The following is a 26,407-nucleotide window of genomic DNA, read 5'->3' on the forward strand; positions in this document are numbered from 1 at the left end:
GAACAGCCGATACATCTTCGGCGGCTGGAATGCCGTCTTCGCGGGCAAGCGCGCTCCTACAGGTGTGCTGTTCGCCAGAGACTGAGCGATACCTTTTACGAGTCGGGCTGCTTCAGATCGCAGCCTTTTTCATGTCCCGCCGGTGCGTTTTGCCGACTCGCGCTTCGATGGCGTGCTGCAGCTTCTTTCTCATCCCCAGCAAAAAAGCCGCTTCTGCGACGACAAACAACGGACCGATGATCAGGCCTGTGATGTCGTCGACGAACGCTGGCTTCCGACCTTCGTAATAATGGCCCACAAACTGGATCACCCAACCGAGCACGAACAACCCGACGCCGGCGCTGAGCCAGACCAAGAGGGTCTGCTGCGCCAGATTAGCGCCGAGCCAGAGGCACAGCGCTAGCAAAGCCCCCATCAGCACACCAAAAAATACGTCCAGACGCAGGTAGAAAAAAGTCGCCGCCAGGCTCACCAGCAGCGCGGGAGACACCCAAAGCCCGCCCAGCGCCCAACTGGTCCAACCGGGGCGCGAGAGCAGCACGGCGACTGCGATCACGATCAAGGGAATACCCACAAAATGGGTGACGATGTTGCGGGTGTCGCGGTGGTACGCCGCGTACTGGCTGAGATGATCGACGAGGTTTTTCATTGTTATTCCTCTATGGATACAGGGATCATGCCGCTGATTTTTTCGAGCTGAAACGCTGAGCGACTCAGCCTGCAACAAAAGGCTGGCCATCAAAAGGAGATTCACATGACGAATGGAGCCCAATGGCACTCATGGCTGATCAACGACCGCTGGTTCCGTGATCTTCCTGCGCTTTTGCAGGATAGCTTGCTGACCGGCATGCGGCAGCGGCGGGTGACGCCCGGCAAATCAATTTTCCTGCGCGGTGAGCCAGCACCGGGGCTATACGCGTTGCTCACCGGTTCGCTGCGGATCAATCCCGGCAGGCCACAGCTGGCTCGCTCACCCCGCGCAGAAGATTATCGGCCTTACTGGTTCGGCGAAGCCTCGTTATTTGATGACCTCCCCGCCACACACGACGTAATCGCCCAGGACGCAGTGATCGTGCTGCACATGGCGGACGCTCCGCTCAAGCAATTGCTGGCCGAGCATCCGACGCTGTGGCGCCATTTCCGGCTACTGCTGGGCAGCAAACTCGGCATCGAAGTGCCCGCTGTCCAGGACATCACCCTGTTGCCCACCCAGGAACGCGTGGCGTTTAGGCTGCTGATGCTCGCCGAAGCCTACGGCGGCGTGGATGGCTCTCTGCGCAGCGTCATGCGGGGCGATATGGCCTCCACCCGTTGCCTCGGTCTGACCAGTGAGGTTGTGGAGCGAGTATTGACGTATTTCGAGGAGCGCCAGATCGTCCGTCGCGATCACGATCGCATCGACATACTCGACACCGACTGGCTCCGCGACGCAGCACTTCATCGCTTGACTGGCGCGGAGGCCTGAAGCACATCCGTCGCTCAGCGGTTCAGGCCTTCGCGATACTGGCTGGGCGTCATGCCAGTCCACCGCTTGAACGCGCGACTGAAACTGCTGGTGTCGGCGAATCCGAGTAGGTACGCGACTTCGGTGAGTGAACTGGCGGGGTCACGCATGTGCTGCAGCGCCAGATTCTGTCGGCACTGATTGAGCAGCAAATCGTAGCGGCAACCTTCATCGGCCAAGTGACGCTGCAGGCTGCGCAAACTCAAGTGCAGCGCGTGAGCGATGCGCTCGGCGGAGGGTTCGCCGTCCGGCAGTTGACGCTCGATGGCGTCCCGCACTTTTCGCTCCCAGGTCAGCGCGCTGAGTTGCTCCAGGGTACGGTTGAGAACGGTCTCGTTGTGCCGGGCCAGCTCCGGGTTGGCGTCGTCAAGATGGCTGTCAAAGTCATCACAGGCAAAACTCAACAGGTTCTCCGTCGCGGCGAAGAACAGCGGGGCGCGAAACACGTCATGCCAGGGCTGCGGGTCTTCAGGCTGCGGGCGCATCAGGTGCACAGCCAGCGGCGCGTAATGACGTCCCAGCCGGTTGCGGCATGTGCGAACGTAGATCGCAGCGAAGGCGTCCATGGCTTCATTGGCCGGTATAGGACTGCCATCGGGTACGCGGAAGCGGAACTCGTACCGATCCTCGACCCGCTCGAAGCTCATGACCAGCGCATCGCTCACTACCGGGTGATAACGCACAATGCGCTCGAACACTTCCCGCAACGAGCCGCTGGCGACCAGCGCGTAACCGAGCGCATGAAAGGTCGTCGGGCTGACGAAACGTGACACCCTCAGGCCCAGCGCCGGATCGCCACTGGCCTGCACAGCCAGTTCCCAGAAACGTGTCGTGACGGTTACCGGGTAGCGAGCGTTGGGATCATCCATCAATTGCGGATCCAGGCCCGCAGCGCGGCTCAGCGCGAGGCTATCGAGGCCGAGGGCGTCGAGCTGCTTGCGCAGGGCGCGGGTCCAACTGGCGAGGATGCTCGGCTCAGACATACACGTTGGCGCTTCCGGTCTACAGATTGGCGTTCCAGGTCAGGCGGGGATCTGCCCGAAGCGGCACAGTGGCGTCACGCTTTTTACCCTGAAACCGGAGAATGGAAGCATGCACGACACTTCTGCAAGTGCTGCCGGACTGAATGCACAACAACGATCGGCGCACATTCGTGCGGTGGTTTCAGCCCATGGTGCCTCACTGCGCGAGCGCTACCCGGTGCTGCAGCACCAGGACGCTATCGGCGCCGGCATTCTGCTGTTCGCATTGACGGGCATGGTCGGCAGCGCAACGCTCTATCTTCAGGGTCATATGGCGTGGTGGGTCTGTGTGCTGCTCAATGCGTTCTTTGCGTCGCTGACCCACGAACTGGAACATGACCTGATCCACAGCATGTATTTCCGCAAACGCCGCGTGCCGCATAACCTCATGCTGGCGCTGGTCTGGATGGCACGGCCGAGCACCATCAACCCCTGGATCCGTCGGCACCTGCACCTCAACCATCACAAGGTTTCCGGCACCGAAGCCGACCTGGAGGAGCGGGCCATTACCAACGGTGAACCGTGGGGGCTGGCGCGATTGCTGATGGTTGGTGATAACGTCATGTCCTCGTTCATCCGCATGCTGCGGGCAAAAACATTCGCGCATAAATTCAGCATCCTCAGGCGTACCCTGCGGGTCTACGCGCCGCTGGCGCTGCTCAACTGGGGCGCGTGGTACCTGTTTCTGGGGTTTCATGCCGCGAACGGATTTGCTGCGTTATCGGGCAGCACGATTGATTGGTCGGCGAATACGCTGGCGGTGATGCAGGTCATCGATGTCGCGGTCGTGGTGCTCGTTGGGCCGAACGTGTTGCGCACGTTCTGCCTGCATTTCGTCAGTTCAAATATGCATTACTACGGTGACGTCGAGCCGGGCAATGTGATGCAGCAGACCCAGGTGCTCAATCCATGGTGGATGTGGCCCATGCAGGCGTTCTGCTTCAACTTTGGCAGCACCCACGGCATTCATCACTTCGTAGTAAAAGAGCCCTTTTACATCCGCCAGATGACGGCACCTGTTGCGCACAAAGTGATGGCCGAGATGGGCGTGCGCTTCAATGATTTTGGCACATTCGGCCGGGCCAACCGATTTGAACGGCGGCAGGAGAGAGCAGCCATGCCGGACCCCGTGCGCAGTTAACCCCGCCTCATCGACGCCTGCCGCACATGGCCTCTTGGCGGCTGCGCAGATGTAGCGCGCGCGGGAAACAGCGACGTTGCATCCAAAACAGACGCTGAGCACCTGTAGGAGCGCGCTTGCCCGCGAAAAGGCGTGAAACCGGCATAGATGTGTCGGTCGTACCGACGTCTTCGCGGGCAAGCGCGCTCCTACAGATGGTGTCCGGCTGTATTGACGCGGTGAGCGCAGCAGCTGCGCAGATTTGCGGGCGGCAGCACTCTTCCCAAGCCAGGCGCTGAGCACCTGAGGAGCGCGCTTCCCCGCAAAAAGGCGTCAAACCGGCATAGATGTGTCGGTCGTACCGACGTCTTCGCGGGCAAGCGCGCTCCTAAAGTGGTGTCCGGCTGTATTGACGCGTTGAGGGCAGCGGCCCCACAGATGTGGAAACGGCATCGTTCTGTCAAAGCCTGGCGCTGAGCAAATGTAGGAGCGCGCTTGCCCGCGAAAAGGCGTGAAACCGGCTTAGATGTGTCGTTCGTACCGACGTCTTCGCGGGCAAGCGCGCTCCTACAGATTCTGCGCCTGATGGTGACACCATTCCCGGCCACCCTATAGCCGGCTTGCCCGCGAAACCGGCTTGTCGCACTGCTCGCAGGAAAACGTCGGCGGATAAAAATTCTGTAACAACTGCGCCGTAAGCTTTGCTCATCCCTGGCGAGCCCGGGGGCAGACAGCGTGATTATCAGGGTCACCCCTTTAAGGCAGGGGGTGGCCCTCTTTTTTGCCGAGTCATGGGCCTTCATATATTTTCAAGCTATTAATAAATAGCTTCTTATTCTTTTTCGAATATATATCCCATCCCTATACTCGCCCCATGAACGCAACATGCAGGAGGCGAAGGCCATGCAGAACGAATCGATCCGTTACCTGATCGTGCCAGGCTGGCAAGGATCTGCCGATGACCATTGGCAAACTCACTGGCAGAACAGCTTGCCCAACAGCGTACGGGTTGAGCAGGCCGACTGGCTCAAGCCTCGCCGAGAGGACTGGATCGGAGAGCTCCAACGCGCCATCGCTTCCGAGAGCACGCCGGTGATTCTCATCGCTCACAGCCTGGGATGCGTGGCCGTCGCGCATTGGGCGCAGTTGGCACCGCTGGACAGCCTTCGCCAGGTGCGTGGGGCATTGCTGGTCGCTCCCGCTGACGTCGAACGGCCGAATTGCCCGCCTGCCATCCGCAATTTTTCGCCAATCCCAGAGCACTTGCTGCCGTTTCCGACGCAAGTGGTCAGCTCCGACAATGACTCTGCCGTCAGCGCATTGCGCGCTATGGAAATGGCCCGCAACTGGGGCGCCGAGATCGGTATTCTCAGCGGCGCTGGCCACATCAATGTGAAGTCCGGTCACCAGCGTTGGGAGCAGGGATTCGCTTACCTGTACCGACTGCAAGGACGAATCGAGCAACTCACCCGCCGCCGCGCATGAGCACAGCACGCGCACCTGCAATTGCGCATGAGCCGGCTTTTCTCACGATCATTTTCGCCGCAGTGAACCGAGAGGCGCTGCGGCCTTTTTTTTAAACGCTCGGGTCATCCAATGGCCGGGGCGGGAGCCTGCCATGAGCCTTTCCGACATCTCGAACAATCCCTTGCTGACCTTCCCTGACGCTGAAAAAAGCCCTTTGAGCATCCGCGCCAAGGCATTGGTGTTCATTGACCCAAGGTCGCGGCAGTTGCGCGAAGAGATGGAGCTGTTGGCGCCCCTGGACTTACCCGTGTTGATTCGCGGCGAGTCCGGCACCGGCAAGGAATTGCTGGCGCGTCATATTCATCGCGGCAGTGACCGCTCTGGCCTGTTCGTGTCGGTCAACTGCGGTGCGATCAGCTCGACCTACGCAGAGGCGGAGCTCTTCGGTTATGCCGCGGGTGCGCACAGCGGTTCGGCGAGCAGTCGGGCCGGCTGGTTTGGCTCGGCCACCGGCGGCACGTTGTACCTGGATGAAATCGCCGATCTGCCCATGACGATCCAGGTCAAATTGCTGGCAGCGCTGGAAAACCATGAAGTGACCCGCGTGGGCGCCACGCAGCCGAGCCCGGTCGACGTCAGGCTGGTCGCGGCGACCAGCATCGATCTGCGTCTGGCAGTCGCCGCCGGTAAATTCCATGAGCGGTTGTACCGCTACTTGAATGAAGGCCGCCTCGACCTGCCGGCACTTCGCGAACAGCCCGGCAATATCCTGCCCCTGGCCGAGTATTTCCTGGGCATCTACAGCCAGCGTTTCGATTTTCAGGTGCCCCTGATCAGCGAAGACGCACAGCGTGTGCTTGAAGCGCATTACTGGCCGGGTAACACGCGGGAGCTGGAGAACGTCATTCATTTCGCGTTATTGGTCAGCAGCGGCGCGGAGATCCTGCCGGAGCATTTGAATCTGCCGGCGCGCTAGCGCTTGTGCCTCCCTGCCGGTGTGAAGTGGCAAAACGCCTCTTGAGATCGAAATAGCATAACCATCCGACTAAAAAGTATTGTCTCGGAATAAATAATCTCGGTACTGTCCGCATCAGCCGCCACCCTGCCCAGGGTCGATCCCGCGGCAGACCGAAAACAAAGTCGCCCACGAGGCGACCGATTTCTCTAAGGACATCGCATGAAGAAGACGTTTTTGTTCACCGCACTGGCGGCGGCTCTCTCCCTCGGCATCAGCGCAGCGCAGGCTGCCGAAAAACTTGTCGTGGGCGCCACCGCTGTTCCGCACGCTGAAATCCTTGAGCTGATCAAGCCGGAACTGGCCAAAGAAGGCGTTGACCTGCAGATCAAGGTCTTCACTGACTACGTGCAGCCCAACGTGCAACTGAACGAGAAGCGTCTGGACGCCAACTACTTCCAGACCAAGCCTTACCTGGATGGCTTCAACAAGGGCAAGGGTGCAACCTTGGTGACCGGCGTGGGCGTACACGTCGAACCGTTCGGCGGCTACTCGAAAAAGTGGAAATCCATCGACCAGATTCCTGAAGGCGCCACCGTTGCCATCCCTAACGAAGGCAGCAATGCCGGTCGCGCTCTGCTGTTGCTGCAGAAAAACGGCCTGATCACCCTGAAAGACCCGACCAATGCCTTGTCGACGCCGAAAGACATCGCTACCAACCCGAAGAAGCTGAAGTTCCGCGAGCTTGAGTCGGCGTTGCTCCCGCGCGCGCTGGACCAGGTCGACCTGGACCTGATCAACACCAACTACGCGTTGGAAGCCAAGCTCAGCCCGAAAAAGGATGCCCTGATTCTTGAAGGCGCCGACTCGCCGTACGTGAACTATCTGGTGACCCGCACCGATAACGCTCACACCGACGCAATCGAGAAGCTCTCCAAAGCGTTGACCAGCCAGCAGGTCAAAGACTTCATCAACAAGAAGTACGACGGCGCGGTACTGCCGGCGTTCTGATAATCCTTTGAACGCGTGCGTTCTACGCGCTCAGACTTGAAACGCGCTGGCTTGCCGTTGCCCTCCTGCCCTGACCCACAGTCACAGGCATCGGGACTCGGCAGGCGGGCGCGTTTTGCATTTCGGCATACTAATTCGGCAAGCGGCGGGCGCAGCCGCTGCACGCAGAACGGCTGAGGCCGGACGCGGGTGCCTAGGTCTTTCGGCGCTATGCATATGCTGTAACGATATTTAAACTTCGCTTCTTATAGCTTTAAAGTTCTCCCTCCTTACAGATGCTTTCTGGCTACGCCTTCGTGGTCAGGCTTTTATGGAGTCGGAGTTCTCATGCCAGCAGCCTCCCACGCTTCGTCCGCGCAAGCGCCCGGCCAGCAGTTCGATGTGCGTCCATTCGCCGAAAAGGTGGGCGCGGAAATCGTCGGTCTGGATCTGTCCCGCCCGCTCAACGACGCCGATTTTGCCCGCGTCCGCCAAGCGCACCTGGATTACCACGTGGTGGTTTTCCGTGATCAGCGCATCACCCCGCAGCAGCAGATCGATTTCAGTCGCCGGTTCGGCGTGCTGCAGATCCACGTGCTGAAGCAGTTCTTGCTCGCTAATCATCCAGAGATTCTGATCGTCTCCAATATCGTGGAAAACGGTCAGCCTGTCGGGCTGGGCGATGCCGGTAAGTATTGGCATTCGGACTTGTCCTACAAAGAGCTGCCAAGCCTTGGGTCCATGCTCTACGCCCAGGAGCTGCCAAGCGAGGGCGGCGACACCTTGTTCGCCGACATGCATCTGGCATGGGACACGCTGCCCGAGCCTCTGCGCAAAGCGGTTGAAGGGCGCAATGCCGTGCACAGTTACACGGCCCGCTATAGCCATGGCCGCAACGCCGAAAACTGGCGTCCCACGCTCAGCGCCGAGCAACTGGCGCAGGTCGCCGTGGTCAGCCATCCGATCGTGCGCACCCACCCGGAGAACGGCCGCAAGGCGTTGTTCGTCAGTGAGGGGTTCACTACTCATATCGTCGGACTGCCAGAAGACGAGAGCCAGGCCATTCTCACCGAGCTGTATGCCCACAGCGTTCGCCCGGAAGGCGTCTACCGCCACAAGTGGCAGGAAAACGACATGGTGTTCTGGGACAACCGCTCCCTGATCCATCTCGCCGGCGGCACGCCCGATCACCTGCGCCGTCGTCTGCATCGCACCACCATCCAGGGCGATGCGCCTTTCTGATACGCACCGCGCCGGGATCATCGTGCGGTTTGACCTGATAATCCCGGCTGCCCTGCCAAGGAGCTCCGCTGCATGAACGCTGCTCTGCAAAGCCACACGGCTAGCGATCGCTTGAGCGCGCAACAGGCCAATCAGCCTACCGCTGAAGCGCTGTTGCAAGTACAGGGCGTCAGCCTTGAATACCGCACGCCGGAACGCGTGGTGCGGGCCACTCATCAAGTCAGCTTTGAAATCGATCCGGCCGATCGATTTGTCCTGCTCGGCCCTTCAGGTTGCGGCAAATCTACGCTGCTCAAGGCCGTGGCCGGGTTCATCCAGCCCAGTGAAGGTCAGATTCGTCTGGCCGGCCAACAGGTGAAGGAGCCGGGGCCGGACCGAATCGTGGTGTTTCAGGAGTTTGATCAACTGCCGCCATGGAAGACGGTGATCCAGAACGTCATGTTTCCACTGCTGGCCTCGCGCACGCTCAAGCGTCGTGAGGCCGAAGAGCGTGCACGGCATTACCTGGAGAAAGTCGGCTTGAGCGCTTTCGCCGATGCTTATCCGCATACCTTGTCGGGCGGCATGAAGGCGCGCGTGGCGATTGCCCGAGCGCTGGCGATGCAGCCCAAGATCCTGCTGATGGACGAGCCGTTTGCCGCGCTTGATGCACTGACCCGCCGCAAAATGCAGGAAGAGCTTCTGGAGTTGTGGGAAGAAGTCCGCTTCACGCTGCTGTTCGTGACTCACTCCATTGAGGAAGCGCTGGTGGTGGGTAACCGGATTCTGTTGCTGTCGCCACACCCCGGGCGTGTGCGTGCCGAGATCAACAGCCATCAGTACAACTTGAAAAGCCTCGGGGGCGTCGAGTTTCAGGCGTCTGCGCAGCGGATCCACCGGCTGTTGTTCGACGAAGGCGAAGCGCTGGCGGTTGAGCCTGATCTTCGGTTTCAAGATGTTCGTATTGCCTACTGACAGCGCTGCCGACGGCATCCACTGCCGGCCGCACGAATTGAACATATCTCTGTAGGAGCCGGCTTGCTGGCGAACCCATCCGTCATTCACCGAAAAGGTGTCGGACCCGACGCGTTCGCCAGCAAGCCGGCTCCTACAGGGTGCGTCGACTTAAGAGACATACCCATGAGCCTTTCACCCCCCATCCGGGAAGAATACGAAGTCGCGCTGGAGCCTTTCACCCAGGAAGACCTGGCCCGCGACATCCCCCTCGCTCAACGCATCTGGCAAGTCAGCTGGGTGCGCAAGGCCGTGATCCTCGTTGCGCTTGCGATCATCTGGGAAATCGCCGCGCGCATTCAGGGCAACGACTTGCTGCTGCCGAGTTTCCTGCAAACCGCCCAGGCGTTCATCGATGGCATCGCCACCGGCGAGTTGCCCGCCAAGGTGTGGATATCCCTGACGGTGTTGGTCAAGGGTTACCTGATCGGCATTGTCCTGGCGTTTGGCCTCACCACACTGGCCGTCTCCACGCAGTTGGGCCGCGACTTGCTCGGCACGCTAACGGCCATGTTCAACCCCCTGCCCGCCATCGCGTTGCTGCCTTTGTCCCTGTTGTGGTTTGGCCTGGGCGAAAACAGCCTGATCTTCGTGCTGGTGCACTCGGTGCTCTGGGCGCTGGCGCTCAATACGTATGCGGGGTTTCTTGGCGTCTCTGAAACCCAGCGCATGGCCGGGCGCAATTACGGTCTCAAGGGCCTGCGGTTTGTCTGGCACATCCTCATCCCTGCCGCACTGCCTTCGATTCTCGCAGGCCTGAAAATCGGCTGGGCATTCGCCTGGCGGACTCTGATCGCCGCCGAGCTGGTGTTTGGCGCCTCTTCCGGCAAGGGCGGCCTGGGCTGGTACATCTTTCAGAACCGCAATGAGCTGTACACCGACAAGGTCTTCGCGGGCCTGGCGGCGGTGATCATCATCGGGCTGCTCGTGGAAAATCTGCTGTTCAGCAATGTGGAACGCCTGACCGTCAAGCGATGGGGCATGCAGCGCTGATCCGAGTCACCGAACAAAATGGCGCCTCGTGACAGCTAGTGGCTACGAGGCCTTCGACGCTTTTGCCTTTATCGCGAGGAATGTATGGATTTGTCACTGACCGCTGGACCCTTCAAACGCCCGAAACTCACAGCCATCGCAGCTGCCCTGGGCCTCGCTGGCGCCTTGTTGAGTGGCGGTGCCCAGGCCGAGGGCAAGATCAGCATCGCCCAGCAGTTCGGTATCGGCTATCTGATTCTGGACGTTGTTCAGCAGCAAAAGCTGATCGAGAAGCATGGCAAAGAGCAGGGCCTGGACATCAAGGTCGACTGGAACAGCATTTCCGGCGCCACGGCCATGAACGAAGCGCTGTTGGCTGGCGCGCTGGATGTGGTGTCTGCGGGCGTGCCGCCCATGCTGACGATCTGGGACAGGACCAAGGGCAAGCAGAACGTCAAGGCCATCGCCTCGCTGGGCTCGATGCCCAACTACCTGCTCAGCAATAAACCTGACGTGAAGACCCTCAACGACTTCACCGATAAGGACCGCATTGCAGTTCCCGCAGCCGGGGTGGGTTTCCAGTCGCGCACGTTGCAGATCGAGACCGCGAAACTGTTCGGGAATGACAACTTCAAGAAGTTCGACAACATCTCGGTCAGCCTGCCGCACCCGGATGCGACCTCGGCGCTGATCGCCGGCGGCTCTGAAATCAGCGCGCACTTCTCCAGCCCGCCGTTTCAGTATCAGGAGCTGGAAAACCCCAACGTCCATAAAGTGCTGAGCTCGTATGACGTGCTCGGCGGCCAGGCGACGTTCAACGTGCTCTACACCACTCAGAAATTCCACGACGAAAACCCCAAGACCTACAAGGCGTTTTACGACGCGCTGGCCGAGGCCGAGAAAATCATCAAGGCCGACAAGCCTGCCGCGGCCAAGACCTACATTGAGGTAGAGAAGTCCAAGCTGCCGTTGCCGCTGGTGGAGAAGATCGTCAGCGATCCAGAAATCGACTTCACCGTTGTGCCTCAGCGCACGTTCATCTATGCCGAGAAGCTGCATGAGCTCGGCGTGCTGAAAAACAAGGCTGACAGCTGGAAAGATTTCTTCTTTGAAGAAGCCCACGGCGGCGCGGGGAGTTGATCCTCTGTCTTGCCGGTTAGCCTAATGTGAGTAGCCGCACGAACTTGTAAGAATGGCCGGTGCGCCGCTCCACCTTGCTCGCGAACGCGGTGGTCAGCCAATATTGATGGCCCAGACCCACCGCCTTCGCGACCGTCGTAACCTCCGATTGCTCCTACAGTTGATCTGCGTCTGCCCAAATTCCGAGTACCCGCACGAACCTGTGGGAGCGCGCTTGCCCGCGAATGCGTTGTATCAGGCAACATTGATGGGACAGACCCATCCTCTCATCGCGTGCCGGCGCGCTCTGGCGTAGATTGCTCAGGCAGAGTTCTGACCTCACAAGGAACCCTGATGTAAGCTCACAGTCGCATGAGCACATCGCAACGGCGTCCAGCGGCGCGGTGTCGTCACGGCATTGGCACAAGGAGCTTGCATGCCCGCCCAACCCCCTGTTTTTCGTGGTCGACCGACCGTTCTCTTTATCAGCCTGTGCCTGGCTGTGCTTGCTGGCTGTGGCAAGGAAAAGCCGCAGGAGCCTGTGCGCGCCCGTGTGCAGGCGCAAGAGGTGAAAACCGCAGATTTCGCAGCCGATGTTGCGCTGACCGGCGACATCCAGGCGCGGGTGCAAACGCAGCTTTCATTCCGCGTGGGCGGGAAAATCATCCAACGGATGGTGGATGTCGGCGATCGGGTGTCGGCCAGGCAAGTACTGGCCAAGCTCGACCCCAAGGACCTGCAGACCAACGTCGACTCAGCCGTCGCGGCCGTTGCCGCAGAGCAGGCGCGGGTCAAGCAAACCTCCGCCGCGTTCGTGCGTCAGGAGAAGCTCTTGCCCAAGGGCTACACCAGCCGCAGTGAATACGATTCCGCGCAGGCCCAGCTGCGCGGCAGCCAGAGCTCGCTCAAAGCCGCCCAGGCGCAACTGGCCAATGCCCGCGAGCAGTTGAGTTACACGTCTTTGATCGCTGATGCGCCGGGCATCATTACTGCGCGCCAGGCAGAGGTTGGCCAAGTCGTACAGGCGACCGCGCCGATCTTCGGCCTCGCCCGGGATGGCGAGCGCGACGCCGTGTTCAATGTCTATGAATCACTGTTCGTCAACCCGCCCACCGATCAGCCGGTGGACGTCACGCTGCTGGACAATCCCAACATCAAGGCCACCGGCAAGGTGCGCGAAGTCACCCCCGCTGTGTCAGCACAGACCGGTACGCTGCAAGTCAAGATAGCCCTCACTTCGCTGCCGCCAGGCATGGACCTCGGCTCTGTGGTCAGCGCGGCCCTGAGCGTTCCGGCCAAAACCAGCGTCGAGCTGCCATGGTCGGCGCTGACCAAAGGCCTGGGCGATCAGCTTGGCAAACCTGCGGTGTGGGTCGTCAACGCCGACAACAAAGTCAGCCTGCGCGGCGTGACCGTGGGGCGTTATCTCACAGGTAAAGTCATCATCGTCGATGGTTTGAAAAATGGTGAAAAAGTGGTCGTTGCCGGTAATCAGCTGCTGCACCCGGACATGCAAGTGGAGCTCGCCGATGTTTATGCCGATCTTTCACAGAAGCCAACGGGAGCGTCGCAATGAAGCGTTTGTCAGGGGTAGTGCTGGCAAGCCTGCTGTTGACCGCCTGCAGTAAGGAGGAACCCGCCCCCGAGCCGATTCGACCGGTCTTGTTCATTGAGGTGAAGCCCCAGGCGCAAGAGAGCCTGGGTCGTTTTGCCGGCAACATTGCCGCGCGCTATGAAAGCACCCTCGGTTTTCGCGTGTCGGGCCGTATCGCCCAGCGCAACGTCGATGTCGGCGCGCAAGTGAAAAAGGGCGACATGCTCGCCGTGCTTGACCCCACCGATCAGCAAAACCAGGTGCGCTCGACCCAAGGCGACCTTGCGCGTGTCGAAGCGCAGCTCATCAACGCCCAGGCCAACGCCCGGCGCCAGCAGGAATTGTTCGACAGGGGGGTTGGCGCCCAGGCTGCGCTGGACGTGGCGGTGACTGACCTCAAGACCTCCCAGTCTTCGTACGATCAGGCCAAGGCCGCTGTGCAGCAGGCCAAGGATCAACTGAGCTACAGCGAGCTGCGCGCGGACCACGATGCCGTCGTCACCGAGTGGAAGGTCGAGGCCGGGCAGGTGGTGAGTGCCGGTGAGCAGGTGGTGACGCTTGCGCGCCCGGACATCAAGGAGGCAGTGATCGACCTGCCGTCGCAACTGGGCGATCAACTGCCCGGCGATGTGGTGTTCACCGTCGCCAGCCAGCTTGAGCCGCAGATCAACACGACCGCGACCATTCGCGAACTGGAGCCTCAGGCCGAGAGTTCGACCCGCACCCGCCGCGCACGTTTGACCCTGGCGGATACGCCAGCGGCGTTCCGTTTGGGCACCGCGATCAGCGTCACGCTCAGCTCCACAGTCAAGCCGCGTATCGAGGTGCCTGCCACGGCAGTGCAGGAAGTCGATGGCAAGACCCAAATCTGGATCATCGACATGCAGAATCAGACGGTCTCGCCGCGCGCGGTTACCGTTGTCAGCCGCAGCAACGGCTCGGTGGTACTGGCCGACGGCGTTAACAACGGTGATCGCGTCGTCACTGCGGGCGTCAACAGCCTCAAGCCGGGGCAGAAAATCAAAGTCGATAAGGAAAGCCCGCGATGAAAGGGACGTTCAACCTCTCCGAGTGGGCGATCAAGCATCAGTCTTTCGTGTGGTACTTGATGTTCGTCGGCCTGCTGATGGGCGTGTTTTCCTACATGAACCTGGGACGCGAGGAAGACCCTTCGTTCACTATCAAGACCATGGTCATACAGACTCGCTGGCCGGGCGCCACCGTGGACGAGACCCTGGAGCAGGTCACCGACCGCATCGAGAAGAAGCTTGAAGAGCTCGACTCCCTCGACTACGTAAAAAGCTACACCCGGCCGGGCGAATCCACGGTTTTCGTTTACCTGCGCGACACCACCAGCGCCGGTGCAATTCCGGACATCTGGTATCAGGTGCGCAAGAAGATCGACGACATCCGCGGGCAATTCCCTCAAGGTCTGCAGGGGCCGGCCTTTAACGACGAGTTCGGGGACGTTTACGGTTCGATTTACGCCTTCACCTCGGACGGCCTGACACTGCGTCAGCTGCGCGATTACGTGGAAGAGGTCCGGGTGCAGATCCGCGACGTGCCCGGGCTGGGCAAGGTCGAAATGATCGGTGAGCAGGACGAAGTGCTCTACCTGAACTTCTCCACCCGCAAGCTGGCGGCGCTGGGTCTTGATCAGCGTCAGGTCGTGCAGAGTCTGCAATCGCAAAACACCGTCACGCCGGCCGGGGTGATCGAGGCCGGTCCGGAGCGTATCTCGGTGCGCACCTCCGGCCAGTTCGCCTCAGAAAAAGACCTGGCCAACGTCAACCTGCGTCTCAACGATCGCTTCTATCGCTTGAGTGACATCGCCGAAATCACCCGGGGTTACGTCGACCCGCCCAAGCCGTTGTTCCGTTTCGATGGCAAGCCTGCAATCGGCCTGGCCATTGCCATGAAGAAGGGTGGCAACGTCCAGGAATTCGGCAAACAGCTGCATGAACGGATGAACGCGGCGACCGCGGATCTGCCTATCGGCGTGGGCGTGCATGTCGTTTCCGATCAGGCACAGGTGGTCGAGAAGGCCGTGGGCGGTTTTACCAGTGCGCTGTTCGAGGCGGTTGTGATCGTGCTGATCGTCAGCTTCATCAGCCTTGGGATGCGCGCCGGGCTGGTGGTTGCCTGCTCGATCCCGCTGGTGCTGGCGATGGTCTTCGTTTTCATGGAGTACAGCGGCATCACCATGCAGCGTATTTCGCTGGGCGCATTGATCATCGCTCTCGGCCTGCTGGTCGATGACGCAATGATTACGGTGGAGATGATGGTGTCGCGGCTTGAAAAGGGCGACACCAAAGCCCAGGCCGCGACCTACGCCTACACCTCGACGGCATTTCCGATGCTGACCGGCACGCTGGTGACGGTGGCGGGTTTCGTGCCGATCGGCCTCAACGCGAGTTCGGCGGGAGAGTACACCTTCACGCTGTTCGCGGTCATCGCCGTTGCCATGCTGGTGTCGTGGGTGGTTGCGGTGCTGTTCGCCCCGGTGATTGGCGTGCACATCCTCAGCGAAAACGTGAAAAAGCATGATGAGAACGCCAAGCCCGGCCGCATTGCGCGGGCGTTTAACGGCTCGATGTTCTGGGCCATGCGTCACCGCTGGCTGACGATCATCATCACCATTCTGCTATTCGCGACGTCTCTGTTTTGCATGCGGTTCGTGCAGAATCAGTTCTTCCCGTCATCCGACCGCCCCGAGATTCTGGTTGACCTCAACCTGCCGCAGAACGCCTCGATCAACGAGACGCGCCGCGCGGTGGACAAGCTTGAGGCGACCCTCAAGGACGATCCCGACATCGTCAGCTGGAGTACCTACATCGGCGAAGGCGCGGTGCGGTTCTACCTGCCGCTCGATCAACAGCTGGAAAACCCGTACTACGCGCAGCTGGTCATTGTCAGCAAGGGGCTGGAAGAGCGCGGCGCGTTGACCGAGCGCCTGAAGAAGCGTCTGCGTGATGACTTCGTCGGTATCGGCACCTACGTTCAGGCGCTGGAAATGGGACCACCGGTAGGGCGCCCGATCCAGTACCGGGTCAGCGGCGACAACATTGATGAAGTGCGTCAGCACGCTATCGAACTTGCCACGCTGCTGGACAAGAACCAGCACATTGGCGAAATGATCTACGACTGGAATGAGCCGGGCAAAGTCCTGCGCATCGACATCAATCAGGACAAGGCGCGGCAGCTAGGCCTGTCATCCGAAGACGTTGCGCAACTGATGAACAGCATCGTGACCGGCTCCTCTGTGACCCAGGTGCGCGATGACATCTACCTGATTAACGTCGTGGGGCGTGCGGTGGACTCAGAACGCGGTTCGCCCGAAACCCTGCAGAATCTGCAGATCGTTACGCCGCAGGGCACGTCAATTCCGCTGCTGGCCTTCGCCAACGTGCGCTATGAGCTGGAACAGCCGTTGGTGTGGCGCCGTGACCGCAAACCGACGATCACCCTCAAAGCCGCCGTGCGCGACGAGATGCAGCCAACCGATCTGGTCAAGGAGCTCAAGCCGGAGATCGACAAGTTCGCCGCCGGTCTGCCGGTGGGCTACAAGATTGCCACGGGCGGTACGGTGGAGGAGAGCGGCAAGGCGCAGGGTCCGATCGCCAAGGTTGTGCCATTGATGATCTTCCTCATGGCGACGTTCCTGATGATCCAGCTGCACAGCGTGCAGAAGATGTTCATCGTCGCCAGTGTGGCGCCGCTGGGGTTGATTGGCGTGGTGTTGGCGCTGGTGCCAACCGGAACGCCAATGGGCTTCGTGGCGATCCTTGGCATCCTTGCGCTGATCGGCATCATCATCCGCAACTCGGTGATCCTGGTGACCCAGATCGACGAATACGAGTCGGCGGGTTATCTGCCCTGGGATGCGGTGGCAGAAGCCACCGAACACCGTCGTCGGCCAATCCTGTTGACCGCCGCGGCCGCAAGCCTGGGCATGATCCCCATCGCCCGCGAAGTGTTCTGGGGGCCTATGGCGTACGCAATGATCGGCGGCATCATCATCGCGACCCTGCTGACGTTGCTGTTCCTGCCGGCGCTGTATGTCGCCTGGTACAAGATCAAGGAGCCGAGCGAGGAGGAGCGTCAAAAGGCTGAGCGGGATAAGCAGAACAAGGCTGAAGAAGATGATTCTGGCCGTCGGGACGAAAACCCCACGCCTGCTCAATAAGTGGCGGAGAGAGGCGGAGGCGGTCGGGTGACCACTTCCGCCTTTTGCGTTTTGAGAAAGAGGAAACCTGCGGTCAGATGAGACGGAAATTCCTGAAGTGCACAGTACCCGCCTGGGCTTTTAAAGTCTGTGTATCGGAGGCGGTATGGACCTGCACCATCACCGTTGAGGCGGGGTCTGGTTTAATGTCGATGGCGAGCGTAATCAAGCGCCAGTCGGCGGTCGCGCCTCCAACGTCACCAAATCCCGCCGCCCCGCCCGGTACGGCGCACAAGGCCGCATAACTGAACAACACGAAATCGCCGGGTTTCACAGTCTCGCCCGCCCGGACCTCAAACGTCAGCGCTGTGGGTTTATAACTGCCCTCGGGAATCGACTGGGACAGGTTGCCTCCCTTGGATAGCTGAAGGTAATAATCGGGCTTGTCATCGCCTTCGTTAGGCTTGATCGTCCATGTCTCATCACCAGCAGTCGTTGTCCAGGGCCCCAATTGATTGGTAGCGAAGTCCCCATTTTCCAAAAGATTGTCCATGATCATTCCCTTGCTAATTTGCGATTGGCGGGTGTGCTGATCCAGCACTTGGGCCGCAGATAGCGCCAATGGCGCTGGCATCAGTGTGTTCTGGTGGAAAGGTGCGCGCTACTGTCAGAAATGACAGTTCAGCCATCTTCCATGACTGGGTTCGTGTCTTTACCGGGCTGCCACGGATGAAGCTCGTTCTTCGGAATGGGTAATGTCTAACGGTGCAGAATGCAGAGATGATTTTTCAGGAAGCGCGCCACACACTCGACAGCCACGGCTGCTGATCCCTCGGCAGTCCCTCAGGCCGGTAATAGTGCTCGACCTCAGCGAACCCGGCTTCGGTCATCAAGACGCCCCATGATTGCAGATCATGGAACGAACCGTAGCGCTCACCTTTCCAGCCTTCCTCGTTACCGCCGCGCGGATTGGAGCTGAACAGCACGCCCCCGGGTTTCAACGCGCCGCGCAATTGGCCCAACACCCGCGGCAACTCCTGACGGGGCACATGGAACAGCGAAGCGTTGGCGAAGATGCCGTCGAAGCGCGCGGCCGGAAGGTCCAGCTCAAGGAAGTTCTGATGAAAGACCTCGCAACCGCTGTCAGCGCGCGCCATCTCGGCGAAGCGTTCGGAGCCGTCCAGACCGGTAGCAATGTGGCCCAAGGCCGTAAACGTGCGCAGATCCCGCCCTGGCCCGCAGCCAAAGTCCAGAATCTGAAACGGCGCCGGCGCGGTGATGTTGCGCAGCAGCGCGTTGATGTTCTGGCTGACGTCGTGATCGCGCGTGCCTTCGCGAAAATCTTCAGCGACGTCGTTGTAGTTGCCCAGGGTGGTGGCCGTGATCTGGGCGAGGTCGGTTGGGTCGAGTTTCATGAGGCGGTCGTCTGATCAGAGAAGGCCGCCAATATACCCCCGCTCAAGGTTTGATCAATTCTTGGCAAGGATCAAATCGATCACCTCGTTGATAGTTTCGATCCGTGCCCAGTCTTCAGGCGTCGGCTTCAGGTTGTATCGCCACTTCACCTGCATCATGAAACAGGTGAGATCGTCGTCGATGATGTCGAAGTCGCGGATGAAATTAGTGGTCCGCGTGACGTCCTCTCGCGGGATGAAGCCAATGATGGAAACAAAAAGCTCAATCACTTCCTGAGTCAGCTGCGCTCGATCAGCGATCTTTTCCATTTTTCGCCTCATATGCACATAGGCCTATGCTCACCAGATCGAATACTGCCAGCCCGGCAGCCACGAAGGGAATCCCTCTTCCGATAACGCCGAAGACCCTTACTGTGCCGAAGGTGGCTTTTGCCATCCTGGCGGCTGTCGGATGGCGTATGAGTGCGCGGGGGAAGAAGCGCATGCCGATCAGGCTGGCGAGGTTGGTCGTTCTGCTTGAGCCCGCGTGCACCCATGTTCCAACGGCTGTCTTGCTGATGGGAATTCCTGCTGAAGCCGTAATCGCTGTCGCGGCGCTCAGGCCGTAATGCTCCTTCGTGCACTCCCAAAGCATTTCAAACGTGGTTTCGGGTAACGATGAGTTTGTACGTATGCCTTTAATTACCTCATGCGCAATCGCACCCGTTGTCCACGACTGCGAAGGGAGTATCAACGTGCCTGGGCATGAGGTCATCATCGAGCTTCGCAAATTGAACGCTACCAGGCTGGAAGGCCCGAGATTCACTCCTTCTCTCTGCAACTCATGAACGGTGCTGAAAACCGCGTCTGATAGTTCCTTCTCCTGCATTTGCCAGCCTCCCAATGCTCTACTTCCGAAGCCTGCAAGGCTAACTGATTTAACTGACGCGATTCCTTGCTCGAAAATAAATGGAGACTTCGCACATTTTCAGGGGAAAAATCCTACCCATTCACCGCTTATTCAATCGCAACGCCAGCCGATCCCCTCCCAGCTGAATCACTGCCACCAATATCACCAGCAACACGATCACCGTCAGCATCACCTGCGTGTCGAACCGCTGATACCCATACCGATAAGCAATATCCCCCAATCCTCCCGCACCAATTGCGCCGGCCATGGCCGACGAATTGATCATCGTCACGAGGGTGATGGTAAATCCGCCGACGATGCCCGGCAGCGCTTCGGGCAGCAGCACGTGCCAGACGATGTGCCAGCGGCGGCAACCCATGGCTTGTGCTGCTTCGATCAGCCCGTGATCCACTTCGCGAAGGCTCACTTCTGCAATACGCGCGAAGAACGGCGTCGACGCGATGGTCAGCGGTACCACCGCCGCCCAGACACCGTAGGTCGTCCCGACAATCAGTCGCGTGAAAGGGATCAACGCGACCATCAGAATCAGGAACGGCACCGAACGGAAGATGTTCACGAATGCACCCAGCACCCGGTTCACGTTGGGCGCTTCGAAAATGCCCCCCTTGCCACTGGTGACCAGAATTACCGCCAACGGGATACCGAGAATCAGCGCGATCAGCGATGACACGCCCACCATCAAAAAGGTGTCGATAACGCCCTGCCAGAGCCGATCAAGCCACATAACCCAATACCTCCGCCTGCTGTGCATATTGACGAGCCCGGCTGATCAATTCGTCAGCCGAAAACGGCGAATGACTCACCGCCAGCAGCAGATGACCCAACGCGCGTCCCTGGATACGCTCGACCCCGCCGTGCAACAGGCTCACTCGCCCACCGAGGGCGTTGAACAACGCTGAAAGGTCAGGCTCCGTGCCGTTGCTTCCTGTGAACTGCAAATCGAGAACGACGCTGGCGTGATCGGCCGAAGGGTGCTGCTGCAAGCGCGCCTGCACGTCTGCCGGCAGGGCATGCTGCAAAGGTGCCAACAGCGTTCTGCTCACCTCATGCTGTGGATTGCCGAACACCTGCCATACAGGGCCTTGCTCGACGATTTCACCTTTTTCCAGCACCACCACCCGATCGCAGATTTCGCGGATCACCGCCATCTCATGGGTAATCAGAACAATCGTCAGGCCCAGGCGCTGGTTGATCTCGCGCAGCAGGCCAAGAATGGATTGTGTGGTTTCCGGGTCAAGCGCAGAGGTGGCCTCGTCGCACAATAAAATGGCTGGATCATGCACCAGTGCCCGGGCGATGCCGACCCGCTGCTTCTGGCCGCCGGACAGTTGCGCCGGATAGGCCTTGTGCTTGCCTTGCAGCCCCACCAACTCCAGCAGTTCCGCGACTTTGCGCTGCCGCTGATCCTTCGGCACGCCTGCTACCTTCAGCGGCAGCTCGACGTTCTGCCACACCGTCTTGGCCGACATCAGGTTGAAATGCTGGAAGATCATGCCGATGCGTCGGCGCAGGTCCACCAGGGTGTCCTCGTTGAATGCGCCGATGTCGACCTGATCGATCAGCACGCGTCCGCTGCTGGGCTTTTCGAGGCGGTTAATCGTGCGGATCAGCGAAGACTTGCCCGCACCGCTGCGGCCGATGATGCCGAGTACCTCACCGCGGCGGATGTCCAGGTTGATACCCTGAAGCGCCGGCACCGGCCCCTGCTGGCCCTCATAGGTCTTGCCCAGATCGATGAAGCGCACGTGTGCATGCTGCTTCTCGGGGTGCAGCTCCGAGGGCTGGCCCAACCGTTCAGGGTGCGCGATCGCGCCGTGCGGAGATAGGAGGCGTTGCGCGGTTGCACTCATGATCAGTTCTTCCAGCCGACCTGATACAGCGTGCCGTTGACCTTATCCAGCGAGGCGCGCACCACAGGCGAGTGTTGATAGATATCGATGAACCTCGCCAGGCGCGGGTCGTCTTTGTGGTCCGGCCTGATGACAAACTGAATCACATACTCGGGGTGGTCGAGGCCGTCAAAAAGGATCGCAGAGCCCGCGTCGAAGGTCTTCGACAGCCGAATGTAGGCCGGATAGCCTTGCACCAAGTCGGCATCGTCATACGCGCGGACCAATTGCACGGCTTCTACCTGGATCAGCTTGATCTTCTTCGGGTTGGCCGTGATGTCATCCTCGGTGGCCTTGTAACCCACCCCCGGTTTCAGGGTGATTAGCCCGGCCTTGGCCAGCAGCTGCAAGCCGCGTCCGCTGTTGATAGGGTCGTTGGCGATCGCCACGGTAGCGCCGGTCGGCAAGTCATCGAAGCTTTTGTACTTCTTCGAATACAGCCCCACGTTATTGATGATGCCCGGGGCGTACGGAACCAGGTCGAAGCCGGATGCTGCCTTGGCGTTCTCCAGAAACGGAATGTGCTGGAAGTAGTTCACGTCAATGTCGCCCGCGTTGAGGCTGACGTTAGGCGCGATCCAGTCGGTGAACTCCACCAGCTCGACCTTGAGGCCTTGTTTGTCAGCTTCGGCGACAGCGGCTTCCAGCGGAATGGCAAAGGCGGCAGTGGTGCCAACCTTGAGCGGCTGATCGGCAGCGTGAGTGACGCCGGCAAACAGGCCCAGGGACAGCGCAAGGGTGAGGAGCGTTTTGGTCATGGGTGGTAATCCGGTTCAGTAGTCTGGTTTGTACGCTTGGGTGTCTGTAAAGCTGTATTCGCGAGCAAGCTCGCTCCCACGGAGTTCGAGCTCCCTCAGGCCTGCGCTGGGGTGAGTGTTCTGAAGCCAGCGCCCGCATGCCGTTCCGGCAGTCGCGCGTTGCCTTCTTCAAACAACTTCTCGCGCAACGTGCCGTGCTCGTAGGCGGTCTTGTAGGAACCGCGCCGTTGCAGTTCCGGGATCACCAGGTCGATGAAGTCCTCGTAGCTTTCCGGGGTGACGATGCGGGTCAGGTTGAAGCCGTCGAGGCCGGTTTCGGCGATCCAGGATTCCAGCTCATCGGCAACCTGTTCGGGCGAGCCGATCAGCGTGATGTAACGGCCACCCAAGGCGTGCTGATCGAGCAATTTCTGGCGGGTCCAGTCGTTGTTCTTGAGGATTTTCGTGGCTGACTGAATGGCGTTGCCTTTGACGTGCTGGATCGGCTCATCCAGCGCGTACTCGGCAAAGTCGATGCCGGTGGACGCCGCGAAATGCGCGATCCCCGCTTCGGCACTGGCGTAGGTCAGGTACTCGACATGCTTGGCCCTTGCAGCCTCTTCGGTGGCGCCGACGATGACGTTGAGTCCCATGAACACCTTGATGTCATTGGGGTTGCGCCCGGCAGCAACGGCACTGGCGCGGACCTTGTCGACCTGCTCGCGCGTCGCGGTTTTATTCTGCGCGCTGATGAATACGCACTCGGCGTTGCTGCCGGCAAACTGCAAACCTCGCTCGGAACTGCCGGCCTGAAACAACACCGGCGTGCGCTGTGGCGAAGGCTCGCACAAGTGGTAACCCTCCACCTGATAAAACTCGCCGCTGTGCCGCACGTAGTGGACCTTGTCCGGTTGCGCGTAGATGCGCGCCTGCCGGTCTTCGATCACCGCGTCATCTTCCCAGCTGCCTTCCCACAGCTTGTACAAAACCTCCAGGTATTCGTCAGCCTGATCGTAGCGACGGTCGTGTTCGATCTGCTCGGTCAGGCCCATCGCGCGCGCGGCGCTGTCCAGATACCCGGTGACGATGTTCCAGCCCACGCGCCCGCGGGTCAGGTGATCCAGCGTCGACATACGCCGGGCGAACAGGTACGGCGCTTCGTACGTAAGGTTGGCGGTGAGCCCGAACCCGAGGTTTTTGGTGACGGCGGCCATGGCTGATACCAGCAGCAGCGGGTCATTCACCGGTAACTGGATCGACTCCTTCAGCGTGACGTCTACCGAGTTCTGGTAGATGTCGTAGACCCCGACGATGTCGGCGATGAACAAGCCGTCGAACAGTCCGCGCTCCAGCAGCTGCGCCAGATTCGTCCAGTAATCGAGGGTTTTGTACTGGGTCGAGGTGTCCCTGGGATGGGTCCAGAAACCGTGATTGATGTGGCCTACGCAGTTCATGTTGAACGCGTTGAGCAGAATCTTCTTCTTGCCCATCAAATGGTCCCCCGGCGCGGCGGGTTGACGTCATTGAGGTAGTAATTGCCGATGGCGTGGTACTTCCAGCGCACGGGGTCGTGCAGCGTATGTACGCGGGCATTACGCCAGTGACGGTCCAGACCGTGCTCGGCCAGCGTTGCCTGAGCACCGGCCAGCTCAAATAACGTGCTGCCGGCTTCGAGTGAAATCTCGGTGCTGATTGCCCGTGCTTCTGCGACCGCAATCGAGGCTTGCGCCAGGCTCTCCGGCGTGGTGTCCGCTTGCGCTCTGTCCAGAAACTCCCCGGAGCGCTCCAGCAAGGCTTCAGCGGCATGCAAACGAATGCCCAGTTTGCCAAAGCTGTGCAGCGTCAGCGGGTCATCGACTGCTTTTTCAATGCCTGAATCGATCCAGGGACGGGTGCGGGTTCGCACGAAATGCAAAGCGTCTTCAAAGGCAGCGCGGGCGATGCCGGTGTCGATGGCCGCGTGAAGAATCTGCGCCAGCGGGCCGACAGTGGTGGGACGCTCGAACGCAGTCTGGAAAGGCACCACGTCATCGGCATCGACATACACGTTATCGAAAACCACCGAGCCGCTGCCCGTGGTGCGCTGACCGAAGCCGCTCCAGTCATCGATCACGCTCAGCCCGGCGGCGTTCGCCGGCACGAATGCCAACTGCTGCACGCCCTGGTCATCCACCACCGAGGTGGGTATGCGCTGGGCATAAAGGGCACCGGTGGCGTAAAACTTACGACCGGTGATGCGCCAGCCGTTGCCGCTGCTGTCGCGGCTCAGTCGGGTGGTACGGTCGTGGGCGGTTTTGGTGCCCAGCTCCGCCAGGGCATTGCCAAAGCGCTGACCGGCGAGGACCTCCGCGTAAAGGCGTGCCTGCTGCGCCGGGTTGCCGTTCACACGCAGCACTTCGAGCGCGTAGAAGTGGTTTTGCGGAATCTGCCCCAGCGAGGCGTCTGCCTCGGAGATGAGGCGGATGACTTCGGCCAGAGTGACATTGGATACGCCGGCGCCGCCAAAGGCTTTTGGCACGCTGATACCCCACAGGCCGGAGCGGGTAAAGGCTTCCAGCTCCTGATGGGGCAGGCGTCGCTCGCGATCTCGGGCGGCGCTCTGATGCTTGAAATCAACGGCCAGCGTGCGAGCGACCCGCAGCGCTTCGGTGTCATCGCGAATGATCGCGGTCACGGCGTTCGCCTGCGTCTCACGCGGCAAGGTTTGAAGGCTCATAGGTGTGCTTCCAGTTGTCTGGTTATATCCAGGAATGACGGGCAGGCAGGGTGCCGTTCAGATGCCAGGCGCCGACGGCGTGGGTTTTCCAGCGCACTGGATCGTGGAGGGTGTGAACCCGTGCGTTGCGCCAATGACGGTCGAGGTTGAATTCAGCCAGCGTCGCCCGGCTGCCAGACAGCTCGAAGAGCTTTTCACTGGCCTGCAGAGCGCTGTGTGTGGTCAGCACTTTGGCTTCAGCCACCACAATGGACGCGCGCGCTGCGGACTGTTCGTCGATGGGCACGGCGGCAACTTCATCCAGCACCCGCCCGGCCTTGCGCAGCAACGCTTCGGCGGCGTGCAGTTCGAGCTTCAATTTGCCGATGTCGGCGATCACATAAGGATCGTCGCTGGCACGCTCGACATGGGCGTCGATCCAAGGCCGCGAACGCTCGCGTACAAAGCGAATGGTTTCGTCGATCGCTTCCCGGGCTATGCCCGCATCGATGGCCGCCTGAATCAGCTGCGAGACGGCGCCCTGAATGTTCGGCGCCAAGCCCAGCTTCCAGTTATCCACAACCAGCTGACCGCTCACGCGCACGTTGTTCAGCAGCACGCTGCCGCTGGCGGTGGTGCGCTGACCAAAACCGGACCAGTCATCAATGATCTGCAAGCCGGGTGTACCGCGAGGCACAAACACCAGCACTTGCTTGCCGTCGTCATTGATGGCCTTGACCGCAACCCAGTGCGCGAACAGCGCGCCGGTGGAGTAGAACTTGCGGCCATTGAGTAGAAAATGATCACCCTCGGCGGTCAGGCGTGTTCGCACATCAAGGGTGTTTTTGGTGCCACGCTCAGGCCCTCCGTTGCCGATGCGTGCACCGTTGAGAATGCTCGTGAACAGGGTTTTTTTTTGCGCTTCAGTGGCGCTGCCGATCAACGAATAAAGGATGCCGAAGTGATTCTGCGGAATTTGCCCTACTGCGGGATCGGCCGCCGAAAGAATGGCGAAGACTTCCGCCACCGTCACGAATGACACTTGCGGGCCGCCATACGCACGCGGCACCGTGATACTGCCCAGGCCACAGCGGGTAAATTGCTCGATTTCCGACCATGGCAACTGCCGTTCACGATCTCGCACGGCGGCAGTGGGCCGAACGATAGCAGCCAGTTCGTGGGCGGCCGCGATGGCATCGGGGTCGTTGCGCAGTATCTTTGCAGGAAGCAGGGGAGGCGCCACATCCAGGGTGTGCTGGAGGGCAGGGGCGTTCAGATCAGTCATGGTGGTGACCTTCACGAGCGCGAGCACCGGGATCGTTGTGCTTGACCATTCGAACCTCGAATCAATACCGCTGTGGCGGCGAAGAAAATGACGACGGTCCGGTGGTCCGGTGCATATACCCTAAGCGTGTATAAAAATTAAATAAACAAACATTTAGGAATAAGCATAGAAGGCGAAACGTTGACTTCGTTTGCCAGAGCAGTGCTTTGCGTGTAGGTCAGGCATGAGCCGAACGCCACTCCCAGCATCATGTACTTGACGATACGTCTGCAGGACATGGCCAACACCTCGTGAAGGATTTCACCGGAGGCTAGCAGGCCGCCTTCTTGGGGT

23 protein-coding genes and 1 pseudogene are annotated in these 26,407 nt (G+C 60.1%); 12 read left to right on the forward strand and 12 right to left on the reverse strand.

Annotated elements, in window-relative coordinates; all coding sequences use genetic code 11:
- Positions 1 to 112: 112 nt before the first annotated feature.
- The gene (locus tag QRN48_RS11525) at positions 113 to 649 is read right to left on the reverse strand and encodes an Mpo1 family 2-hydroxy fatty acid dioxygenase (RefSeq protein WP_191944701.1); all 537 of its coding nucleotides are present in this window, start codon (positions 647 to 649) and stop codon (positions 113 to 115) included.
- Between the two features lie 105 nt (positions 650 to 754).
- Here QRN48_RS11525 and QRN48_RS11530 point away from each other — a divergent pair, with 105 nt between their 5' ends.
- Positions 755 to 1,465, forward strand: a complete 711-nt coding sequence (locus tag QRN48_RS11530) for a Crp/Fnr family transcriptional regulator (RefSeq protein WP_285350694.1) — start codon at positions 755 to 757, stop codon at positions 1,463 to 1,465.
- Between the two features lie 14 nt (positions 1,466 to 1,479).
- On the opposite strand, the gene QRN48_RS11535 is transcribed toward QRN48_RS11530, so the two are convergent.
- Positions 1,480 to 2,487, reverse strand: coding sequence for an AraC family transcriptional regulator (locus tag QRN48_RS11535; protein ID WP_285350696.1), 1,008 nt, complete (start codon positions 2,485 to 2,487; stop codon positions 1,480 to 1,482).
- A gap of 109 nt (positions 2,488 to 2,596) precedes the next feature.
- On the opposite strand from QRN48_RS11535, the gene QRN48_RS11540 reads away from it, so the two are divergent.
- The 11 genes and pseudogenes from QRN48_RS11540 (at position 2,597) to QRN48_RS11590 (ending at position 17,164) form a co-directional block, all read left to right on the forward strand.
- Positions 2,597 to 3,667 carry a fatty acid desaturase gene (locus QRN48_RS11540; RefSeq protein ID WP_285350697.1) on the forward strand — a complete coding sequence of 357 codons (1,071 nt, stop codon included), beginning with the start codon at positions 2,597 to 2,599 and terminating at the stop codon, positions 3,665 to 3,667.
- An 882-nt stretch (positions 3,668 to 4,549) separates the two neighbouring features.
- Positions 4,550 to 5,131: an alpha/beta hydrolase gene (locus QRN48_RS11545; RefSeq protein ID WP_037019237.1), complete on the forward strand. Its 582-nt coding sequence runs from the start codon at positions 4,550 to 4,552 to the stop codon at positions 5,129 to 5,131.
- Between the two features lie 133 nt (positions 5,132 to 5,264).
- Positions 5,265 to 6,080, forward strand: a pseudogene (locus QRN48_RS11550) (sigma 54-interacting transcriptional regulator); the annotation flags it as partial.
- Between the two features lie 210 nt (positions 6,081 to 6,290).
- Positions 6,291 to 7,079, forward strand: coding sequence for a MetQ/NlpA family ABC transporter substrate-binding protein (locus QRN48_RS11555; protein ID WP_191944696.1), 789 nt, complete (start codon positions 6,291 to 6,293; stop codon positions 7,077 to 7,079).
- Positions 7,080 to 7,406: 327 nt separating this feature from the next.
- A complete protein-coding gene (locus QRN48_RS11560; RefSeq protein ID WP_285350700.1) occupies positions 7,407 to 8,300 on the forward strand; it encodes a TauD/TfdA dioxygenase family protein in 894 nt (297 codons plus the stop codon).
- A 72-nt stretch (positions 8,301 to 8,372) separates the two neighbouring features.
- Positions 8,373 to 9,254: an ABC transporter ATP-binding protein gene (locus QRN48_RS11565; RefSeq protein ID WP_285350702.1), complete on the forward strand. Its 882-nt coding sequence runs from the start codon at positions 8,373 to 8,375 to the stop codon at positions 9,252 to 9,254.
- Positions 9,255 to 9,419: 165 nt separating this feature from the next.
- Positions 9,420 to 10,286 carry an ABC transporter permease gene (locus QRN48_RS11570; protein ID WP_285350704.1) on the forward strand — a complete coding sequence of 289 codons (867 nt, stop codon included), beginning with the start codon at positions 9,420 to 9,422 and terminating at the stop codon, positions 10,284 to 10,286.
- An 84-nt stretch (positions 10,287 to 10,370) separates the two neighbouring features.
- Positions 10,371 to 11,405, forward strand: coding sequence for an ABC transporter substrate-binding protein (locus tag QRN48_RS11575; RefSeq protein WP_037018709.1), 1,035 nt, complete (start codon positions 10,371 to 10,373; stop codon positions 11,403 to 11,405).
- 415 nt (positions 11,406 to 11,820) lie between these two features.
- Entirely contained in the window at positions 11,821 to 12,960 is a 1,140-nt protein-coding gene (locus tag QRN48_RS11580; protein ID WP_191944692.1) for an efflux RND transporter periplasmic adaptor subunit, read from the forward strand.
- Positions 12,957 to 14,027, forward strand: coding sequence for an efflux RND transporter periplasmic adaptor subunit (locus QRN48_RS11585; protein WP_285350706.1), 1,071 nt, complete (start codon positions 12,957 to 12,959; stop codon positions 14,025 to 14,027). The genes QRN48_RS11580 and QRN48_RS11585 overlap by 4 nt, the downstream gene beginning before the upstream one ends.
- Positions 14,024 to 17,164, forward strand: a complete 3,141-nt coding sequence (locus tag QRN48_RS11590) for an efflux RND transporter permease subunit (RefSeq protein WP_285350708.1) — start codon at positions 14,024 to 14,026, stop codon at positions 17,162 to 17,164. The genes QRN48_RS11585 and QRN48_RS11590 overlap by 4 nt, the downstream gene beginning before the upstream one ends.
- A gap of 73 nt (positions 17,165 to 17,237) precedes the next feature.
- Here the strand turns inward: QRN48_RS11590 and QRN48_RS11595 are convergent, their stop codons facing one another.
- The 10 genes from QRN48_RS11595 to QRN48_RS11640 form a co-directional block, all read right to left on the reverse strand.
- A complete protein-coding gene (locus tag QRN48_RS11595) occupies positions 17,238 to 17,696 on the reverse strand; it encodes a hypothetical protein (RefSeq protein WP_285350710.1) in 459 nt (152 codons plus the stop codon).
- Positions 17,697 to 17,931: 235 nt separating this feature from the next.
- Positions 17,932 to 18,558: a class I SAM-dependent methyltransferase gene (locus QRN48_RS11600; protein WP_285350712.1), complete on the reverse strand. Its 627-nt coding sequence runs from the start codon at positions 18,556 to 18,558 to the stop codon at positions 17,932 to 17,934.
- Between the two features lie 54 nt (positions 18,559 to 18,612).
- Positions 18,613 to 18,867: an acyl carrier protein gene (locus QRN48_RS11605; RefSeq protein ID WP_285350714.1), complete on the reverse strand. Its 255-nt coding sequence runs from the start codon at positions 18,865 to 18,867 to the stop codon at positions 18,613 to 18,615.
- Positions 18,851 to 19,426 (reverse strand): hypothetical protein, encoded by a 576-nt coding sequence (locus QRN48_RS11610; protein ID WP_285350715.1) that lies wholly within the window; start codon positions 19,424 to 19,426, stop codon positions 18,851 to 18,853. The genes QRN48_RS11605 and QRN48_RS11610 overlap by 17 nt, the downstream gene beginning before the upstream one ends.
- A gap of 121 nt (positions 19,427 to 19,547) precedes the next feature.
- Positions 19,548 to 20,192 carry a methionine ABC transporter permease gene (locus tag QRN48_RS11615; protein ID WP_037018721.1) on the reverse strand — a complete coding sequence of 215 codons (645 nt, stop codon included), beginning with the start codon at positions 20,190 to 20,192 and terminating at the stop codon, positions 19,548 to 19,550.
- Positions 20,182 to 21,318, reverse strand: coding sequence for a methionine ABC transporter ATP-binding protein (locus QRN48_RS11620; RefSeq protein WP_285350717.1), 1,137 nt, complete (start codon positions 21,316 to 21,318; stop codon positions 20,182 to 20,184). The genes QRN48_RS11615 and QRN48_RS11620 overlap by 11 nt, the downstream gene beginning before the upstream one ends.
- A gap of 2 nt (positions 21,319 to 21,320) precedes the next feature.
- The gene (locus QRN48_RS11625) at positions 21,321 to 22,115 is read right to left on the reverse strand and encodes a MetQ/NlpA family ABC transporter substrate-binding protein (RefSeq protein ID WP_285350718.1); all 795 of its coding nucleotides are present in this window, start codon (positions 22,113 to 22,115) and stop codon (positions 21,321 to 21,323) included.
- A gap of 95 nt (positions 22,116 to 22,210) precedes the next feature.
- Positions 22,211 to 23,584 (reverse strand): LLM class flavin-dependent oxidoreductase, encoded by a 1,374-nt coding sequence (locus tag QRN48_RS11630; protein ID WP_285350719.1) that lies wholly within the window; start codon positions 23,582 to 23,584, stop codon positions 22,211 to 22,213.
- Complete coding sequence (locus QRN48_RS11635) at positions 23,584 to 24,795, reverse strand: SfnB family sulfur acquisition oxidoreductase (RefSeq protein ID WP_502944598.1); 1,212 nt, start codon at positions 24,793 to 24,795, stop codon at positions 23,584 to 23,586. The genes QRN48_RS11630 and QRN48_RS11635 overlap by 1 nt, the downstream gene beginning before the upstream one ends.
- Before the next feature lie 37 nt (positions 24,796 to 24,832).
- Positions 24,833 to 26,074: an SfnB family sulfur acquisition oxidoreductase gene (locus tag QRN48_RS11640; RefSeq protein WP_285350722.1), complete on the reverse strand. Its 1,242-nt coding sequence runs from the start codon at positions 26,072 to 26,074 to the stop codon at positions 24,833 to 24,835.
- Positions 26,075 to 26,407 lie beyond the last annotated feature (333 nt).

The sequence above is a fragment of the Pseudomonas sp. ME-P-057 genome, from assembly GCF_030208975.1.
Classification (GTDB): Bacteria; Pseudomonadota; Gammaproteobacteria; order Pseudomonadales; family Pseudomonadaceae; genus Aquipseudomonas; species Aquipseudomonas lutea.

Coding starts and splice junctions, on each gene's coding strand:
- QRN48_RS11525 (WP_191944701.1), bottom strand. CDS start 649: ATGAAAAACCTCGTCGATCATCTCAGCCAGTACGCGGCGTACCACCGC.
- QRN48_RS11530 (WP_285350694.1), top strand. CDS start 755: ATGACGAATGGAGCCCAATGGCACTCATGGCTGATCAACGACCGCTGG.
- QRN48_RS11535 (WP_285350696.1), bottom strand. CDS start 2,487: ATGTCTGAGCCGAGCATCCTCGCCAGTTGGACCCGCGCCCTGCGCAAG.
- QRN48_RS11540 (WP_285350697.1), top strand. CDS start 2,597: ATGCACGACACTTCTGCAAGTGCTGCCGGACTGAATGCACAACAACGA.
- QRN48_RS11545 (WP_037019237.1), top strand. CDS start 4,550: ATGCAGAACGAATCGATCCGTTACCTGATCGTGCCAGGCTGGCAAGGA.
- QRN48_RS11555 (WP_191944696.1), top strand. CDS start 6,291: ATGAAGAAGACGTTTTTGTTCACCGCACTGGCGGCGGCTCTCTCCCTC.
- QRN48_RS11560 (WP_285350700.1), top strand. CDS start 7,407: ATGCCAGCAGCCTCCCACGCTTCGTCCGCGCAAGCGCCCGGCCAGCAG.
- QRN48_RS11565 (WP_285350702.1), top strand. CDS start 8,373: ATGAACGCTGCTCTGCAAAGCCACACGGCTAGCGATCGCTTGAGCGCG.
- QRN48_RS11570 (WP_285350704.1), top strand. CDS start 9,420: ATGAGCCTTTCACCCCCCATCCGGGAAGAATACGAAGTCGCGCTGGAG.
- QRN48_RS11575 (WP_037018709.1), top strand. CDS start 10,371: ATGGATTTGTCACTGACCGCTGGACCCTTCAAACGCCCGAAACTCACA.
- QRN48_RS11580 (WP_191944692.1), top strand. CDS start 11,821: ATGCCCGCCCAACCCCCTGTTTTTCGTGGTCGACCGACCGTTCTCTTT.
- QRN48_RS11585 (WP_285350706.1), top strand. CDS start 12,957: ATGAAGCGTTTGTCAGGGGTAGTGCTGGCAAGCCTGCTGTTGACCGCC.
- QRN48_RS11590 (WP_285350708.1), top strand. CDS start 14,024: ATGAAAGGGACGTTCAACCTCTCCGAGTGGGCGATCAAGCATCAGTCT.
- QRN48_RS11595 (WP_285350710.1), bottom strand. CDS start 17,696: ATGGACAATCTTTTGGAAAATGGGGACTTCGCTACCAATCAATTGGGG.
- QRN48_RS11600 (WP_285350712.1), bottom strand. CDS start 18,558: ATGAAACTCGACCCAACCGACCTCGCCCAGATCACGGCCACCACCCTG.
- QRN48_RS11605 (WP_285350714.1), bottom strand. CDS start 18,867: ATGGAAAAGATCGCTGATCGAGCGCAGCTGACTCAGGAAGTGATTGAG.
- QRN48_RS11610 (WP_285350715.1), bottom strand. CDS start 19,426: ATGCAGGAGAAGGAACTATCAGACGCGGTTTTCAGCACCGTTCATGAG.
- QRN48_RS11615 (WP_037018721.1), bottom strand. CDS start 20,192: ATGTGGCTTGATCGGCTCTGGCAGGGCGTTATCGACACCTTTTTGATG.
- QRN48_RS11620 (WP_285350717.1), bottom strand. CDS start 21,318: ATGAGTGCAACCGCGCAACGCCTCCTATCTCCGCACGGCGCGATCGCG.
- QRN48_RS11625 (WP_285350718.1), bottom strand. CDS start 22,115: ATGACCAAAACGCTCCTCACCCTTGCGCTGTCCCTGGGCCTGTTTGCC.
- QRN48_RS11630 (WP_285350719.1), bottom strand. CDS start 23,584: ATGGGCAAGAAGAAGATTCTGCTCAACGCGTTCAACATGAACTGCGTA.
- QRN48_RS11640 (WP_285350722.1), bottom strand. CDS start 26,074: ATGACTGATCTGAACGCCCCTGCCCTCCAGCACACCCTGGATGTGGCG.